The 15,015-nt window shown below is 74.2% G+C and carries 13 protein-coding genes and 1 pseudogene; 5 read left to right on the forward strand and 9 right to left on the reverse strand.

Features of this window, described 5'->3' with window-relative positions:
• Window positions 1–6: 6 nt before the first annotated feature.
• From ACFYZB_RS41855 to ACFYZB_RS41865, 3 genes are read right to left on the reverse strand one after another with little or no spacing between them, the layout of a single operon-like run.
• A complete protein-coding gene (locus tag ACFYZB_RS41855; protein ID WP_351215983.1) occupies window positions 7–1,716 on the reverse strand; it encodes an L-aspartate oxidase in 1,710 nt (569 codons plus the stop codon).
• Window positions 1,713–2,705: a pantoate--beta-alanine ligase gene (gene panC, locus ACFYZB_RS41860; RefSeq protein WP_388767131.1), complete on the reverse strand. Its 993-nt coding sequence runs from the start codon at window positions 2,703–2,705 to the stop codon at window positions 1,713–1,715. Before panC ends, ACFYZB_RS41855 begins: the two co-directional genes overlap by 4 nt.
• Window positions 2,702–3,664 (reverse strand): DUF2520 domain-containing protein, encoded by a 963-nt coding sequence (locus tag ACFYZB_RS41865; RefSeq protein WP_351215987.1) that lies wholly within the window; start codon window positions 3,662–3,664, stop codon window positions 2,702–2,704. The genes panC and ACFYZB_RS41865 overlap by 4 nt, the downstream gene beginning before the upstream one ends.
• A 239-nt stretch (window positions 3,665–3,903) precedes the next feature.
• On the opposite strand from ACFYZB_RS41865, the gene ACFYZB_RS41870 reads away from it, so the two are divergent.
• On the forward strand, window positions 3,904–5,121 hold the full coding sequence (locus tag ACFYZB_RS41870) for a threonine aldolase family protein (protein ID WP_388767132.1): 1,218 nt from the start codon (window positions 3,904–3,906) through the stop codon (window positions 5,119–5,121).
• Here the strand turns inward: ACFYZB_RS41870 and ACFYZB_RS41875 are convergent, their stop codons facing one another.
• Window positions 5,122–5,328, reverse strand: a complete 207-nt coding sequence (locus tag ACFYZB_RS41875) for a hypothetical protein (RefSeq protein ID WP_388767133.1) — start codon at window positions 5,326–5,328, stop codon at window positions 5,122–5,124.
• 174 nt (window positions 5,329–5,502) lie between these two features.
• On the opposite strand from ACFYZB_RS41875, the gene ACFYZB_RS41880 reads away from it, so the two are divergent.
• Window positions 5,503–6,606 (forward strand): DUF5937 family protein, encoded by a 1,104-nt coding sequence (locus tag ACFYZB_RS41880; RefSeq protein ID WP_388767134.1) that lies wholly within the window; start codon window positions 5,503–5,505, stop codon window positions 6,604–6,606.
• A gap of 364 nt (window positions 6,607–6,970) precedes the next feature.
• Here the strand turns inward: ACFYZB_RS41880 and ACFYZB_RS41885 are convergent, their stop codons facing one another.
• Window positions 6,971–7,642, reverse strand: a complete 672-nt coding sequence (locus tag ACFYZB_RS41885) for a response regulator transcription factor (protein WP_351215995.1) — start codon at window positions 7,640–7,642, stop codon at window positions 6,971–6,973.
• A gap of 72 nt (window positions 7,643–7,714) precedes the next feature.
• The gene (locus tag ACFYZB_RS41890; RefSeq protein ID WP_351215997.1) at window positions 7,715–8,923 is read right to left on the reverse strand and encodes a sensor histidine kinase; all 1,209 of its coding nucleotides are present in this window, start codon (window positions 8,921–8,923) and stop codon (window positions 7,715–7,717) included.
• 118 nt (window positions 8,924–9,041) lie between these two features.
• Here ACFYZB_RS41890 and ACFYZB_RS41895 point away from each other — a divergent pair, with 118 nt between their 5' ends.
• Window positions 9,042–10,250, forward strand: a complete 1,209-nt coding sequence (locus tag ACFYZB_RS41895) for an SAM-dependent methyltransferase (protein ID WP_388767135.1) — start codon at window positions 9,042–9,044, stop codon at window positions 10,248–10,250.
• A gap of 26 nt (window positions 10,251–10,276) precedes the next feature.
• Here ACFYZB_RS41895 and ACFYZB_RS41900 read toward each other — a convergent pair whose 3' ends face one another.
• A complete protein-coding gene (locus ACFYZB_RS41900) occupies window positions 10,277–11,428 on the reverse strand; it encodes an NADH-quinone oxidoreductase subunit D (protein ID WP_388767136.1) in 1,152 nt (383 codons plus the stop codon).
• 31 nt (window positions 11,429–11,459) lie between these two features.
• On the opposite strand from ACFYZB_RS41900, the gene ACFYZB_RS41905 reads away from it, so the two are divergent.
• Together ACFYZB_RS41905 and ACFYZB_RS41910 are read left to right on the forward strand one after the other, a co-directional pair.
• Window positions 11,460–11,963: a PH domain-containing protein gene (locus ACFYZB_RS41905; protein WP_388767137.1), complete on the forward strand. Its 504-nt coding sequence runs from the start codon at window positions 11,460–11,462 to the stop codon at window positions 11,961–11,963.
• A complete protein-coding gene (locus ACFYZB_RS41910; protein ID WP_388767138.1) occupies window positions 11,960–13,291 on the forward strand; it encodes a PH domain-containing protein in 1,332 nt (443 codons plus the stop codon). The genes ACFYZB_RS41905 and ACFYZB_RS41910 overlap by 4 nt, the downstream gene beginning before the upstream one ends.
• Window positions 13,292–13,350: 59 nt before the next feature.
• On the opposite strand, the gene ACFYZB_RS41915 is transcribed toward ACFYZB_RS41910, so the two are convergent.
• Both ACFYZB_RS41915 and ACFYZB_RS41920 read right to left on the reverse strand, forming a co-directional pair.
• Window positions 13,351–14,766, reverse strand: coding sequence for a hypothetical protein (locus tag ACFYZB_RS41915; protein WP_388767139.1), 1,416 nt, complete (start codon window positions 14,764–14,766; stop codon window positions 13,351–13,353).
• Between the two features lie 99 nt (window positions 14,767–14,865).
• Window positions 14,866–15,015, reverse strand: a pseudogene (locus ACFYZB_RS41920) (esterase); the annotation flags it as partial.

Raw genomic sequence — 15,015 nt, forward strand, 5'->3', positions numbered from 1 at the left:
TGGGTGTTACCGGGTAGGGGGGAAGTCTGCGGTGTCGGTGGTGTGCACGGCCAGCGACCGGTCCGGGTTCAGCCGTACGACGATGTGCCGCCGCCAGTGGGTGTCGTCGCGCTCGGCGCGGTCCTCGCGCCAGTGGCAGCCGCGGGTCTCCTCGCGCAGCCGCGCGGCGGCGACCAGGACGCGGGCGACGCACAGGAGGTTGGTGGCCTCCCAGGTGTCGACACCGGGCTCGGCGGTCTTGCCGTTCTCGTCCAGCGCGCCGCGGGCCTCGCTGTGCAGCTGGTGGAGCTGTTCGGCGGCCTTCGCCAGGGACTCCTCCGAGCGCAGCACGCCCGCGCCCTCGGTCATGATCCGCTGGATGGCGAACCGGGTCTCGGGGGCGAGCAGCGGGTGCGCGGGCGTCTCGGGGTGCTCGACGGGTGCGGGCACGCGCGCGTGGAGGCCGTTGTCCGCTCGCGCGGCGGCGATGTCGGCGGCGATCCGCTCGGCATAGACGAGGCCTTCGAGGAGGCTGTTGGAGGCGAGCCGGTTGGCACCGTGGACGCCGGTGCAGGCGACCTCGCCGCACGCGTACAGGCCGGGGACGGTCGTACGGCCCCGGGCGTCGGTGCGCACGCCGCCGGAGGCGTAGTGGGCGGCCGGGGCGATCGGGATAAAGTCGGTGACCGGGTCGATGCCGTTGGCGCGGCAGGCGGCCGTGATGGTCGGGAAGCGGTGCTCCCACATCTCGGCGCCGAAGTGCCGGGCGTCGAGGTACATGTGCTCGGCGCCCTGCTCCAGCATCCGCCGCAGGATGCCCTTGGCGACGATGTCCCGGGGTGCCAGCTCGGCCAGCTCGTGCTGCCCGACCATGAAGCGCACGCCGTCGGCGTCGACCAGGTGGGCGCCCTCGCCGCGCACCGCCTCGGAGACCAGCGGCTGCTGTCCCTCGGCCTCCGGGCCGAGGAACAGCACGGTCGGGTGGAACTGCACGAACTCCAGGTCGCTGACCTCGGCGCCCGCGCGCAGCGCCAGCGCCACGCCGTCGCCGGTCGACACCGACGGGTTGGTGGTCGCGGAGAACACCTGGCCCATGCCGCCGGTCGCGAGAACCACCGCGGGGGCGTGCACGGCGCCCACGCCGTCGTGCTGGCCCTCGCCCATCACGTGCAGCGTGACGCCCGCCGTACGGCCGTCGGCGTCGGTCAGCAGGTCCAGCACGAGCGCGTTCTCGATGGTGTGCAGCCCACGCGCGCGTACCGCCTCCACCAGCGCCCGGGAGACCTCCGCGCCGGTCGCGTCGCCGCCCGCGTGCGCGATCCGGCGCCGGTGGTGGCCGCCCTCGCGGGTGAGGTGGATGTCGCCCTCGTCGTCGGTGTCGAAGTGGGCGCCGGTGGAGATCAGCCGCCGTACGGCGTCGGGGCCCTCGGTGACGAGGATCCGTACGGCCTCCTCGTCGCACAGGCCCGCGCCGGCCACGAGGGTGTCGTCCAGGTGCTGCTCGGGCGTGTCGCCCTCGCCGAGCGCGGCGGCGATGCCGCCCTGGGCCCACCGCGTGGAGCCGTCGTCCAGGCGGGCCTTGGTGACCACCACCGTCGTCAGGCCCGCGGCCTGGCAGCGCAGGGCCGCGGTCAGGCCTGCCACGCCGGAGCCGACGACGACCACGTCCGCGGAGATGGCCCAGCCGGGGGCGGGCGCGTGCAGTCGTATGCCAGTGCTGGTGCCTGTGCTGGTCACGAGGCGGCTCCAAAGGTCAAGGGGAGGTTGTCGATCAGCCGGGTCGTCCCGACCCGGGCGGCGACGGCGAGGACGGCCTCGCCGGTGAAGTCGGCGCCGATCTCGGTGAAGTCGGACGGGTCGACGAGCGCGAGGTAGTCCAGTTCGAGCGGCGGAACGAGCCGGGCGGCCTCGTCCAGCACCTGGCGCGCGGCCGCGCGGACGGCCACCGGGCCGCCCGGGGAGGCCGTGGCGACCGCGTGCGCGTCGGCGGCCGCCCGGGACTCCCCGAGGGCACTCAGCGCCTCGGCACGCGCGTGCGTGGAGGGCACTTCGCGGGCACGCGCGCGCAGCGCCTCCTGCGCGGCGTGCCGGTCACGGCCCGCGAACAGCGCGCGGGACAGCGAGAGCGCGGTACGGCGCTCGTCGGGCGAGAGGTAGCGGTTGCGGCTGGACAGGGCGAGCCCGTCCTCCTCGCGCACGGTCGGTACGCCGACGATCTCGACGCCGAAGTTCAGGTCCCGGACCATGCGCCGGATCAGGGCCAGCTGCTGGGCGTCCTTCTGGCCGTACAGGGCCACGTCGGGACGGGTGAGGTGGAGCAGCTTGGCGACGACGGTCAGCATGCCGTCGAAGTGGCCGGGCCGCGAGGCGCCCTCCAGGCGTTCGCCCATGGGGCCGGCGGTGATCCGGACCTGGGGGGCGCCGCCGGGGTAGACCTCGTCCACGGAGGGCGCGAACACGGCGTCCGCACCGGCCTGTTCGGCGATCTTCAGGTCGGCGTCGAGGGTGCGCGGGTAGCGGTCCAGGTCCTCGCCGGCGCCGAACTGCAGCGGGTTGACGAAGACGGTGACGACGACCTCGCCGTCCGGTCCGGCGATCTCGCGCGCGGTGCGGACCAGGGTGGCGTGGCCGTCGTGCAGGGCGCCCATGGTCATCACGACGGCGCGGCGGCCGCGGCGCACGCGCGCGTGGAGCTCGTCGGCGGTGCTCAGCAGGGCGGTGGTCATCGGTCGTTCCCCTCGGTGCCGGTGGTGCCTGGGCCGGTGCTGCCGTGCGTGCCGCCCGCGCCGTCGGCCAGCACGCCGAGCAGGTCCTCGGCGAGTTCGGGCTTCAGCAGGCCGTGCGCCAGCGCCCGGTCGGCGGTCGCGCGGGCCATCGCGACGTAGCCCGCGACGGTCTGCGGGGCGTGCCTGCGCAACTCGGTGATGTGGGCGGCGACCGTGCCGGCGTCGCCGCGCGCGACGGGCCCGGTGAGCGCCGCGTCGCCGGAGCGCAGCGCGTTGTCCAGGGCGGCGCCGAGCAGCGGGCCGAGCATCCGGTCGGGCGCCTCGACGCCGGCGGTGCGCAGCAGCTCCATGGACTGGGCGACCAGGGTCACCAGGTGGTTGGCGCCGAGCGCGAGGGCCGCGTGGTAGAGCGCGCGGTTCTGCTCGCTGATCCACTCGGGCTCGCCGCCCATCTCGATGACGAGGGCCTGGGCGGCCAGGCGCAGTTCCTCGGGCGCGGTGACGCCGAAGGAGCAGCCGGCGAGCCGCTGGACGTCCACGGGGGTGCCGGTGAAGGTCATCGCGGGGTGCAGCGCCATCGGCAGCGCGCCCGCGCGCAGGGCCGGGTCGAGGACCCGTGCGCCGTACCGGCCGGATGTGTGCACGAGCAGCTGGCCGGGCCGTACCGCGCCGGTCTCGGCGAGACCGGCGACCAGTCCGGGCAGGACGTCGTCGGGGACGGTGAGCAGCACCAGGTCGGCGCGCCGCAGGACCTCGGCGGGCGGCACCAGCGGCACGTCCGGGAGCATGGTCTCGGCGCGTCGCCGGGAGGCGTCGGAGACACCGGAGACGGCCACCGGGCGGTGCCCGGCGAGCTGCAGGGACGCGGCGAGCGCGGGGCCCACGCGGCCGGCGCCGACGACGCCGACGGTGAGCCGCGCAGGGCGGTCCTTGAGGTCTTGCTGGTGGACTGTACTCACGCGACGGCGGCCTTCCCGTTCCAGTCCGCTCTGGGTACCGGACGATTTCTCGTCATGTTAACGCTATCTCGGTCCGGGGCCGATTGGTTGTCCACAGGCTGTGGGTTACGCCACGTGTACGCCCCGCAGCCACGTGTCCAACCCGTGCGTCGGCCGCGCCTGTGCCCCGCGCGGCGTCAGACGCGTACCGGCGCTCAATACGGCTGCTCGCCCGGGCTCCCGCGCGGCATGATCCGTGCATGACCGATACGGCGGAACGGGACGAACAGCGGCAGGCGGAGCAGTCCGATCGAGCGGAGCAGTCCGATCGATCCGAGCAGTCCGAGCAGGAACGGATGCGGGAGCGGCGCCGGGTCGCCCTCGCGAAGGCGGAGCGCGTGCTGTCGCGCCCGGGCCACCGGCGCACGATCCGGGAGCGGCTGGCACACCTCCAGGAAGCGGCACCCGAGGTGTACGACCTGGACCAGCCCGTGGACATCTACGGCAACGGGATCGTCGCGGACCTGGAGCAGCGGGTCGCGGCCCTGCTCGGCACTCAGGCCGCGGCGTTCTTCCCGACCGGCACGATGGCCCAGCAGGTGGCCCTGCGCTGCTGGGCGGGCCGCACCGGCAACCCCACGGTCGCCCTGCACGCCCTGGCCCACCCGGAGGTGCACGAGCGGCATGCGTTCAGCGAGGTCAGTGGGTTGCGCCCGGTGCGCGTGACCAGTGAGCCCCGGCTGCCCACCGCCGCCGAGATACGCGACTTCGACGAACCCTTCGGCGCGCTGATGCTGGAACTGCCCCTGAGGGACGCCGGTTTCGTGCTGCCCACCTGGGAGGAGCTGACCGAGGTCGTCGAGGCCGCGCGGGAGCGCGACGCGGTGGTGCACTTGGACGGCGCGCGCCTGTGGGAGTCGACGGTCCACTTCGGCCGGCCGCTGGAGGAGATCGCGGGCCTGGCGGACAGCGTCTATGTGTCGTTCTACAAGTCCCTCGACGGCTTCGGCGGCGCCGCGCTGGCCGGCCCGAAGACCCTCGTGGACGAGGCGAAGACGTGGCGGCACCGGTACGGCGGCATGGTCTTCCAGCAGTTCCCCACCGCGCTGTCGGCGCTCGCCGGCCTGGAGCGCGAGCTGCCCCGGCTGCCGGACTACGTGAGGCACGCGCGCGTGGTCGCCGCCGCGCTGCGCGAGGGTTTCGCCGCGGCAGGCATCCCGTGGGCGCGCGTGCATCCCGAGGAACCGCACACCCACGACTTCCAGGTCTGGCTGCCCTACGACGCGGACGTCCTGACGGAGACGGCGGTGCGCCAGGCCGAGGAGACGGGGACGTACCTCTTCGCCGTGCCCTGGGACCGCGGCGGGCCCGGGCTGTCCTTCAGCGAGGTCGCCGTGCGCTCGCCGGGCCTGGAGTGGACGGCGGACGACGTACGGGCGGCCGTCGCCGGCTTTGTCGAGCGCCTGCCCACGGGATGATCACAGCGCGCGCGGGCGCAGCCACCGGCGCAGGGTGTACCACACGCGCCCCCGCGCCGGGCGCCCGGCGATGACCGCGTGGAAGCGCCGGTGGTCGCGCAGTTCGCGCACCAGCTCGGCGTCGTGCCGGCCGGGCGCGGGCGGCTCCGCTTCGCCGAGGACGCGGGCGCGGTAGCTGTCCAGGAGGTACTGCTGGGTGATGCTCATGGCGGATCGCCTTCTCGGGACGTGAACTGGTCGGTGACGGACGGGTGTCCGGTCGGGCTCCGCGGCTGCCCCGGTGCCTCCAGCCTGCTCCCGGCCGGGGCGGCTGTCCCGTGGATTGACGGCTGCCGTCAATCCACGGCGGCACTGTCGGTGGCCGGGTGCACGATGGAGGGCATGAGCGTGACCATCGACATCACCGGACTGCCGGAGGAGCGGATCTCCGTCGTGCCCTCTCCCCTGGCCGAGCTGGGGATGGCCCTGCACGCCCTCAGCGAGCCCGGCCACCACCCCGGCCTCCAGGGCTGGGCGACCGCCGTCTCCTCCCGGCTGGACCCCTGCCTGGCCGACCGGCTGTGCGAGGCCGACTTCCTGTGGCGTACGACGTTCTCGGACGTCTTCGCCCCGTTCGCGGGCCTCCCCGGCGGCCGCGCGCTCCCCGGCGCCACCCTCGCCGAGGAACTGGACCAGCTGGACAAACTGACGGACGACCAGTTCGTCACCGCCGCCCTGGAGTTCACCTGCCAGTTGCGCTACGACGTCCGGGAACCCGGCCCGCTCGGGGACCCGGAGCTGCGCCGCCGCTCCCTGGAACTGGCCGCCGCGCGCGGTGCCGTGCAGGAGCGGTTCACACGTCGGCTGCTGGACGACCCGCCGGCCGTCCGCGCCTGGTTCCGGGAGCTGATGCTCGACTGCGACGAGGCGTTCTTCGCCGACACCTGGGCCCGCCTCCAGCCCCAGCTCGCCGCCGACGCCCGGCACAAGACCGAACTGCTGCGCCGCAAGGGTCTCGGGGAGGCGCTCGCCGCCCTCTCCGGAGCCGTCTCGCTGGACGAGGAGGCCGCGCTCATCACGGTCGACAAGCTCCTGGTGGGCCGCACCGCGACCGGCGACGGCGGCCTGGTCCTCGTCCCGACCAGCCTCGGCCGGCCGCACCTGATGGTCCTGCACCGGTACGGCTGGCAGCCCTCGATCACCTACCCGGCCAGCGGCTCCCGCCCACAGGCCCCGTCCGTCGAGCAGCTGACCCGCCGCATGGAGGCGCTGGCCCACCCGGTGCGGATGCGGCTGTGCCGGCATCTGGCGCGCGCCCCGCACACCACGAGCGAACTGGCCGACGCGCACGGCATGTCGGCGCCCGAGATATCCCGGCACCTGGCGGTGCTGAAGAAGGCGGGCCTGATCACCGGCTGCCGCCGGGGCCGGTACGTCCAGCACCAGCTGGACCTGGCGGCGGTGGCCCGGCTGGGCAGCGACTTCATCGAGGGCGTCCTGCGCTGACCTGCCCCGACACGGCGGCGTCGGCCGTGACCGCGGGGGCGTCCGGGCAGCCCGGCCTCGGCCGCGAGGCAGGAGCAGCGGGCAGGGCCGGCCCCAGGCACACCGCGGGAGCAGCCGACGGGACCAGTCCCCGGCACGGCCCGAAGGAGCGAGCAGCGGACAGGACCCGTCCCAGGCATGACCACAGGAGCAGCCGACAGGGCCGGTCCCGGACCGCCGGGGATGTGTCGGCACCCCCGCCGCCCCGGCCCGTGGCCACGCAGCCGCCGGACAGGGCCGGATCGCCGGCCATCGGGCACGCGTCGGCGCCCGCCGCCAGAGCCGGCCTCAGCCCTGACCGCGCAGGAACCCCGGCAGGGCCGTCTCAGCCGTGGCCGCCCGCCCGTACCAGCCCCGTCTCGTAGGCGAGCACTACGACCTGCACCCGGTCGCGCAGGCCGAGCTTGGTCAGGATGCGGCCCACATGGGTCTTCACCGTCGCCTCGCTCAGCACCAGCCGGGCCGCGATCTCCCCGTTGGACAGGCCCTGGGCGACCAGCACCATCACCTCGCGCTCCCGGTCGGTGAGCCGCTCCAGCTCCTTGTGCTGCGGCTCCTTGCCGGTGGACGGCAGCATCGGCGCGAAACGGTCCAGCAGGCGCCGGGTGGTGGACGGCGCCACGACCGCGTCACCACTGTGCACGGCCCTGATCGCGCCCAGCAGGTCACCGGGCGGCACGTCCTTGAGCATGAAGCCGGAGGCGCCCGCCTTCAGCCCGGAGAAGGCGTACTCGTCCAGGTCGAAGGTGGTCAGGATCAGCACCTTGGGCGGATCGGGCTCCGCGCAGATCCGCCGGGTGGCCTCCACGCCGTCCAGCTTGGGCATGCGGACGTCCATCAGGACGACGTCGACGGGCGTGTCCCGCAGCACCTGCAGGGCCTCGACACCGTCGCCCGCCTCCGCCACGACCTCCATGTCCGGCTGGGCGGCGAGCACCATCCGGAACCCGGTGCGCAGCAGCACCTGGTCGTCGACGAGCATCACGCGGATCGTCATCGGGCCTCTTTCGTCGGGGGGCTGCTTCAGGGCGAGGGTGTTACAGGTGTCAACAGGGGGCGCACGGCTGCGTCAGTGCGCCGGTTTGAGCGGGAGCAGGGCGCTGATGCGGAATCCTCCGCCCGGGCGCGGGCCCGCGTCCAGGGTGCCGCCGACCATGCCGACCCGTTCGCGCATGCCGATCAGACCGTGCCCCTGACCGTCGGCGCCGCCCTCCTCGTACAGCTCGTGCGGCGCGCCCTTGCCGTCGTCCTCGACGAGCAGGCCGAGCCCGTCGTCGAAGTAGACCAGCCGGACGCTCGCGCCCGCGTTGGGCCCGCCGTGCTTGCGGGTGTTGGTGAGCGCCTCCTGCACGATCCGGTACGCGGTCAGCTCCACGCCGCTCGGCAGCGGACGCGGGGTGCCCTCGACCTTGAAGTCGATCGGGAGGCCGGAGCTGCGGCACTGCTCGATCAGCTCGTCGATCTGTTCGACGTCGGGCTGCGGGACGTACTCCCCGCTCTCCCGGTGCTCCCCGGTGCGCAGCACGCCCAGCAGGCGGCGCATCTCGGCGAGCGCCTGCCGGCCGGTGGAGGAGATCGTCTCCAGGGCCTTCTTGGCCTGGTCGGGGGCGGCGTCGAGGACATAGGCGGCGCCGTCGGCCTGCACCACCATCACCGACACGTTGTGCGCCACGACATCGTGCAGCTCGCGCGCGATACGCGCGCGCTCGGCGGCCACCGCGACCTTGGACTGCGCCTCGCGCTCCTTCTCCAGGCGGGCCGCGCGCTCCTCCAGCTGGGCGAAGTAGGCGCGGCGGGTGCGCATGGAGTCACCGAGCACCCAGGCGAGCGCGAAGGGCACCGTCTGGAAGACGACGATGGCGATCTGACCCGGAAAGCCGGTGTGCCCGGCCGGCCAGCGAAGCTGCGCGAGGGTCGCTGCGACGAGGCTGGCGGCGAGCGCGAGTCGGGAGGCCCAGCGCGCGCCGACCGCCGCCACCGTGTACGTGATCACCAGCAGCGCGAAGTCGGCGACGGTCGTCTCGACGTCCAGCACCAGCTGGACCAGCCCCGTCGCGAGGGCGACCAGCACCATCGGCTCCGGGAAGCGGCGACGCAACGCGACGACGACGCACAGGACGGCGGACACGGCCATCCCCGCGGCGAGCGACACGTGGTGGGTCCCGGGCCGCTCGCTCGTGCTCACCACGACCATTCCGGACAGCCCGAACAGGACGACGGCCCAGAAGGCGTCGACCCCGGTCGGGTGGCGGCGGAGGAAGTCGTAGAGGCGCTGCACGTAACCCAGAGTAGGGAAACCGGATGCGTGCGGGGGTCAACCGGAGGGCCGATCCGCGCCCGGGGCGCGTACTCCGCAAGGTGGAGGAAGTGATCATCTGTGTGCCTAGTCTGTTCCGGTGACGGATGAGACGGCACGGGGAGCGGGACGGCGCCCCGGCGAGGGAGGCGCCCGGCGCGGCCGGCGCGGCTGGCGTGCGGCGGCCGAGGCAGCGCTCTACGGGCCCGAGGGCTTCTACCGCCGTCCGGAGGGCCCGGCCGGCCACTTCCGTACGTCCGTACACGCCTCCCCGCTGTTCGCGCAGGCCGTGTCCCGGCTGCTGTGCCGGGTCGACGAGGCGCTGGGACGGCCGCCGGTGCTGGACTTCGTCGACATGGGCGCGGGGCGGGGTGAACTGGTCACCGGGGTGCTGGCCGCGCTGCCGGCCGATGTGGCGGCACGCGTGCGTGGGTACGCCGTCGAGCTCGCCGACCGCCCTGCCGGACTGGACGCACGCATCACCTGGCTGGACACGCCCCCGGCCACCGTCACGGGGCTGCTGTTCGCCAACGAGTGGCTGGACAACGTGCCCGTGGACGTGGCCGAGGTCGACGCCGCGGGCGTGGCCCGGCTGGTGCTCGTCGCCGACGACGGCACCGAGCGGCTGGGGGAAGCGGTGACCGGCGCGGAGGCGGACTGGCTCGCCCGGTGGTGGCCGTTGCCGGCCGAGGAAGGGCTGCGCGCGGAGATCGGGCTCCCCCGGGACCTGGCGTGGGCGTGGGCGGTGGCCCGGGTGGCGCGCGGGCTCGCGGTGGCCGTGGACTACGCGCACACCGTCGACACGCGCCCCCCGTTCGGGACGCTCACCGGCTTCCGGGAGGGGCGCGAGACGGCACCCGTACCGGACGGGTCGTGCGACATCACGGCGCACGTCGCACTGGACGCGTGCGCAGCGGCTGCCACGGCGCACAAGCCCGGGGAGAGCGCGCACAGGCTCGGGGAGAGCGCGCTCACGTTCGGGGAGACGGCGCGCATGCCTCGCGACACGCCGGGTACGGCCTCCGGCGCGCCCCAGAGTCCAGCAGGTACGCCCTCCGGGATGGCGCAGGAGCCTTCCCGCGGAGCGCGCACACTGCCCCCCGCGCGCCTCCTCACGCAGCGCGCCGCTCTGCGCGCCCTGGACCTCACCGGCGCACGCCCTCCGCTCGCGCTGGCCTCCACGGACCCCACGGCCTATGTGCGCGCCCTTTCGAGCGCCGGGGAGGCCGCCGAACTCACCACCCAGGGTGGCCTCGGCGACTTCGGCTGGCTGGTCCAGCCGGTTGGAATTCCGGACCCACTCGCCTGAACCGGTCTCCCGCGCCCCGGACCGCCCTACTTGTCGATGTCGCCGACCACGAAGAACATCGAGCCCAGGATCGCCACCATGTCCGCCACCAGCGTCCCCGGCAGCAGCTCGGTCAGCGCCTGGATGTTGTTGTACGAGGCAGAGCGCAGCTTCAGCCGGTACGGCGTCTTCTCACCCTTGCTGACCAGGTAGTAGCCGTTGATGCCGAGCGGGTTCTCGGTCCACGCGTACGTGTGCCCCTCGGGAGCCTTCAGCACCTTCGGCAGCCGCTGGTTGATCGGCCCGGGCGGCAGCTCGGCGAGCCGGTCCAGGCAGGCGTCGGCGAGGTCGAGCGCGTTGTGGGTCTGCGCCAGCAGAACCTCGAAGCGGGCGAGGCAGTCGCCCTCGGTCCGGGTGACGACCTTCAGGGTGTCCTGGAGGTCGCCGTACGCCAGGTACGGCTCGTCGCGGCGCAGGTCGAAGTCGACGCCCGAGGCGCGCGCGATGGGCCCGCTGACGCCGTAGGCGTGGACGGTCTGCGGGGTCAGCGCGCCCACTGAGCGCGTACGCCCCCGGAAGATCTCGTTGCCGAGCACCAGGTCGTCGAAGACGTCCATGCGCGAGCGCACGTCGGCGACGGCGGCACGCGCGCGTGCGCTCCACCCGGCCGGCAGGTCCTCCTTGAGGCCGCCGACGCGGTTGAACATGTAGTGCATGCGCCCGCCGGAGATCTCCTCCATGACGTTCTGGAGCACCTCGCGCTCCCGGAACGCGTAGAACACGGGGGTGATGCCACCCAGCTCCAGCGGGTAGGAGCCGAGGAACATCAGGTGGTTCAGCACCCTGTTCAGCTCGGCGAGCAGCGTGCGCATCCACACCGCCCGCTCGGGCACCTCCATGCCGAGCATCCGCTCCACGGCGAGGACCACGCCCAGCTCGTTCGAGAACGCCGACAGCCAGTCGTGGCGGTTGGCGAGCACGATGATCTGGCGGTAGTCGCGCGCCTCGAAGAGCTTCTCGGCGCCGCGGTGCATATAGCCGATCACCGGCTCCGCGCGCACGATGCGCTCCCCGTCCAGCACCAGCCTGAGCCGCAGCACGCCGTGCGTGGACGGGTGCTGGGGCCCGATGTTGAGCACCATGTCGGTGCTTTCCGCGGCGCCGCCGATCCCGACCGTGGTCTCCGTCGTAGGAGTCATGGCCCCAGTTTCCCCTACGTACGCTGGCCCCATGGAAACGGGGAGCCCGGAGAAGACCGGGATACCGGGGGCCGAGCTGGTGTGGCGGGGGCTGCAGCCCGCTCTGATGCGGTTGCGCCGGCTGTTCGTGGTGCTGTGGACGGCGGTGCTCGCCATCGCCGTCGGGCTGCTGCTGGGCCTGCTCGTGGGGGCCGCGTGGGCCGCCTTCGCCCTGGTGCCCGCGGCCTGCGCCGCGTGGTGCTGGCGGCTCGTGGGGCGCAACTGGCGCTCGTGGCGGTACGCCGAGCGCGCGGACGACCTGCTGATCAGCCGCGGCGTCCTGTGGCGCGAGGAGACGGTGGTGCCGTACGGGCGGATGCAGCTGGTGGAGGTCACCTCCGGGCCCGTCGAGCGGCGCTTCGGGCTGGCCACCGTGCAGCTGCACACAGCGGCCGCCGCGACCGACGCCACCATCCCCGGCCTGGACCCGGCCGAGGCCGAACGGCTGCGCGACCGGCTCACCGAGCTGGGCGAGGCGCGATCGGCGGGCCTGTGACGCCCCCGGATCTCGACGCGGGCGCATCCGCGCCCCCCACGGTCCCCGAGCGCCGGCTGCACCCCGTCACGCCGTTCCGCCGGGCGTGGGCGCCGATCGCCGTACTCGCCGGATGGGCGGCGCACGACCCGAACAGCGCGCAGGAGCAGCTGGCGCGGCTGACCGGGACCATGCTCCTGCTGGGGCTCGCGGTGCTGGTGCCGGTGGCCGGCCTCTACGGCTTCCTGTCCTGGTGGTTCACGCACTTCGCGGTCACCGACTCCGAACTGCGCATCCGGACCGGCCTGTTGTTCCGGCGCACCGCGCACATCCGGCTGGAGCGCATCCAGGCCGTGGACGTCTCCCGTCCCCTCCTCGCGCGCGTGGCGGGCGTCGCCAAGCTGCGGATCGACGTCGTCGGCGCCGACAAGAAGGACGAGCTGGCCTTCCTCGGCGAGCAGGAGGCTCGCGCCCTGCGCGCGCAGCTGCTGGCGCGCGCGGCGGGTTTCGCGCCCGAGACGGCGCGCGAAGTCGGCGAGGCACCGGCGCGCGAGTTGCTGCGCGTGCCGCCTCGCGCGCTCGCGCTCTCCCTGGCGCTGACGGGCGCCACCTGGGGCTCGCTGTGCGCCGCGCTCGTCGTACCGACCGTGCTGTGGCTCACCACCCACAACCTGTGGACGGTCCTCGCGACCGCCCTGCCGCTGTTCGGCGCGGCCGGCGCGAGGAGCGCGGGACGGTTCGCCGGCGAGTTCGACTGGAGGGTGGGCGAGTCACCGGACGGGCTGCGCATCGATCACGGGCTGCTCGACCGCACGCACGAGACGGTCCCGCCCGGCCGGGTGCAGACCGTACGGATCGTGGAGCCGCTGCTGTGGCGGCGGCTCGGCTGGGTGCGGGTGGAACTGGACGTGGCCGGGTCCGCGAACTCGGTGCTGGTACCGGTCGCCCCGCGCGCGATCGCCGAGTCGGTCGTCGCCCGCGTGCTGCCCGGCGTGACGGTGCCTCAGGAGCTGTCACGGCCGCCGCTGCGGGCCCGCTGGTGCGTGCCGGTGTGGTGGCGCGGCCACGGCCTCGCGGTCACCGGCGCGGTGTTCACCACCCGGCACGGGCTGCTGCGGCGCCGGCTCTCGCTGGTCCCGCACGCCAAGGTGCAGAGCGTGCGGCTGAGCCAGGGGCCCTGGCGGCGCCTCTGGCGGCTCGCCGACATCCATGTGGACACCGGTGCCGACAAGACCGTGACAGCCCGGCTGCGGGACGCCCAGGAGGCCGCGCGGCTCCTGCACGCCCAGGCGGAGCGGTCCCGTACGGGCCGCCGGGACGCCCGCCCCGACCGCTGGATGACCGGATGACAGCGGGCCCGGCTCCCCTCGCGGGAAGCCGGGCCCGGTGCCTGGTGCCTGGTGCGGCCTCAGGAAGCCGCGGTGCGCAGCCCCTGGATGTCGATCTGTTCGGTCTCGTCGTGCGCGGTCAGGTCGATGACCTGGCCGACACCGTCCGAGCGTGCGTCGGCGTCCTTGAACCCGGCCTCGGTCTCCGCCTTGTGCACGGCGAGGGCCTCCTGGCCGACGACGTCGGCGAGATCCTCGTTCTGCACGGAGTCCAGCGCGGTCTCGGGTGCGCCCTTCTGGGTGCCGAAGAAGTCGAAACCGCCCTCGACCACCGGGCGCCGCGCGGGCGCGGCCGGTACGACGGCCACCGCGGTCGGCACCGTGAAGTGCCCGGCGGGCGGCAGGCCCACGGGCTGGGCGGGCTCGGCCGGTGCCATGGGGGTGGCGGCCGCGCGCGTGTGCCCGCCGGCCGCCTCGGGCTGCCCCTGCGCCTCGTCCTCCTGGCCGGCCGGCGCGCCGCTCTCGCTCGCGGCGGCAGCGACGCCGTGCGTCACCCCGTCCGCCGCCTCTTCCCGGGCGCCTTCGATGGCGCGTTCCCCCTGCGCGACGGATTCGGCCCCGGCCGCGTCGGACTCGCGGACATCGGCGCGGACATCGGCCCTGCCCGTCGGCACGGCGCCCGTGTCGGCCCTGGCCTCGTCGGCACCAGGGTCGCCGGCACCGGGGTCGGTCGCCTCGGGAGCCGCCGCCTCCGGGGCCGTGTCCACGGAATCCACTGCCTCGGAAGCAGCGGGCGGGGCCGTCTCCACGGCGTCCGCCCCGGAGTCGTCCGAGGCCTCGGCGCCGAACCGGGCCAGGGCCATCAGGGCCCGCCCGTACAGCCCTGCGCCCTCGGGCGAGAACACCGCGTACGCCGTCGGCGCGTCACCGGAGTCCGCCCCGGCCTCAACGGCCTCGACGGGCTCCTCGGCCGCGGTCACCTCGGCCGGCTCCAGGTCCGGCTCGGCGCGGCGCGCGGGCGGCAGTGCGGGCGAGGGCACGGCCGCCTCGAGCTCCAGCAGCCGGCGCCCCTCCAGGGCGCTCGCGCGCTCGGTCTCCGCCGTGGCGTACCGGCGCAGCAGGGCGGCGTGCTCGTTGCGCAGGCCGGCCAGCTCCGCGCGCTTGGCGCGCAGCCGCTGCTCCAGCTTCGTACGCAGCTCGCGCGACTCCTCCAGGTCGGTCTCCAGTTCGGCGACCCGCTCTTCGTACCGCCACTCGTCGCCGGCACGCGCGCGTGTGAGCTCGGCGACCTGCCTGCCCGCCTGTGTGTCCCAGCGGCGCATCACGACCGCGCCGACGACCGCCGTCGCCGCGGCGGCTGCCGCCAGCGCGCGCAGCACCATGGTCTCGGAGAACACCCAGGGAGCCAGCGCGCAGGCGGCGGAGACACCGGCGATCGCCGACGGAGGCAACAGCCGGTGCAGAGGCGGTGAATGGCGGTGGCGTCCACGTGGCATGGCCAGAAACTTACCGCGCGTAGGCGAATCGTGGACCCCCGCCCCGTAAAAACCCGGCCACATCACCGGCTTCACCCGGGGTCACGCACCGCAGGGGTTTCAGTGGGCGACCAGTCGCGAGCTGAGCCACTGGAGCGTGGGCGGGATCTCCCGTCGCCAGGTGTTGAAGTTGTGCCCGCCGCTCGGGAGGATGATCGACGAGATTCTGGTCACGTTCGTGTCCTGCACGCTCTTGATGAACCTGAGCGT

The organism is Streptomyces sp. NPDC001852 (genome assembly GCF_042891825.1).
Classification (GTDB): domain Bacteria; phylum Actinomycetota; class Actinomycetes; order Streptomycetales; family Streptomycetaceae; genus Streptomyces.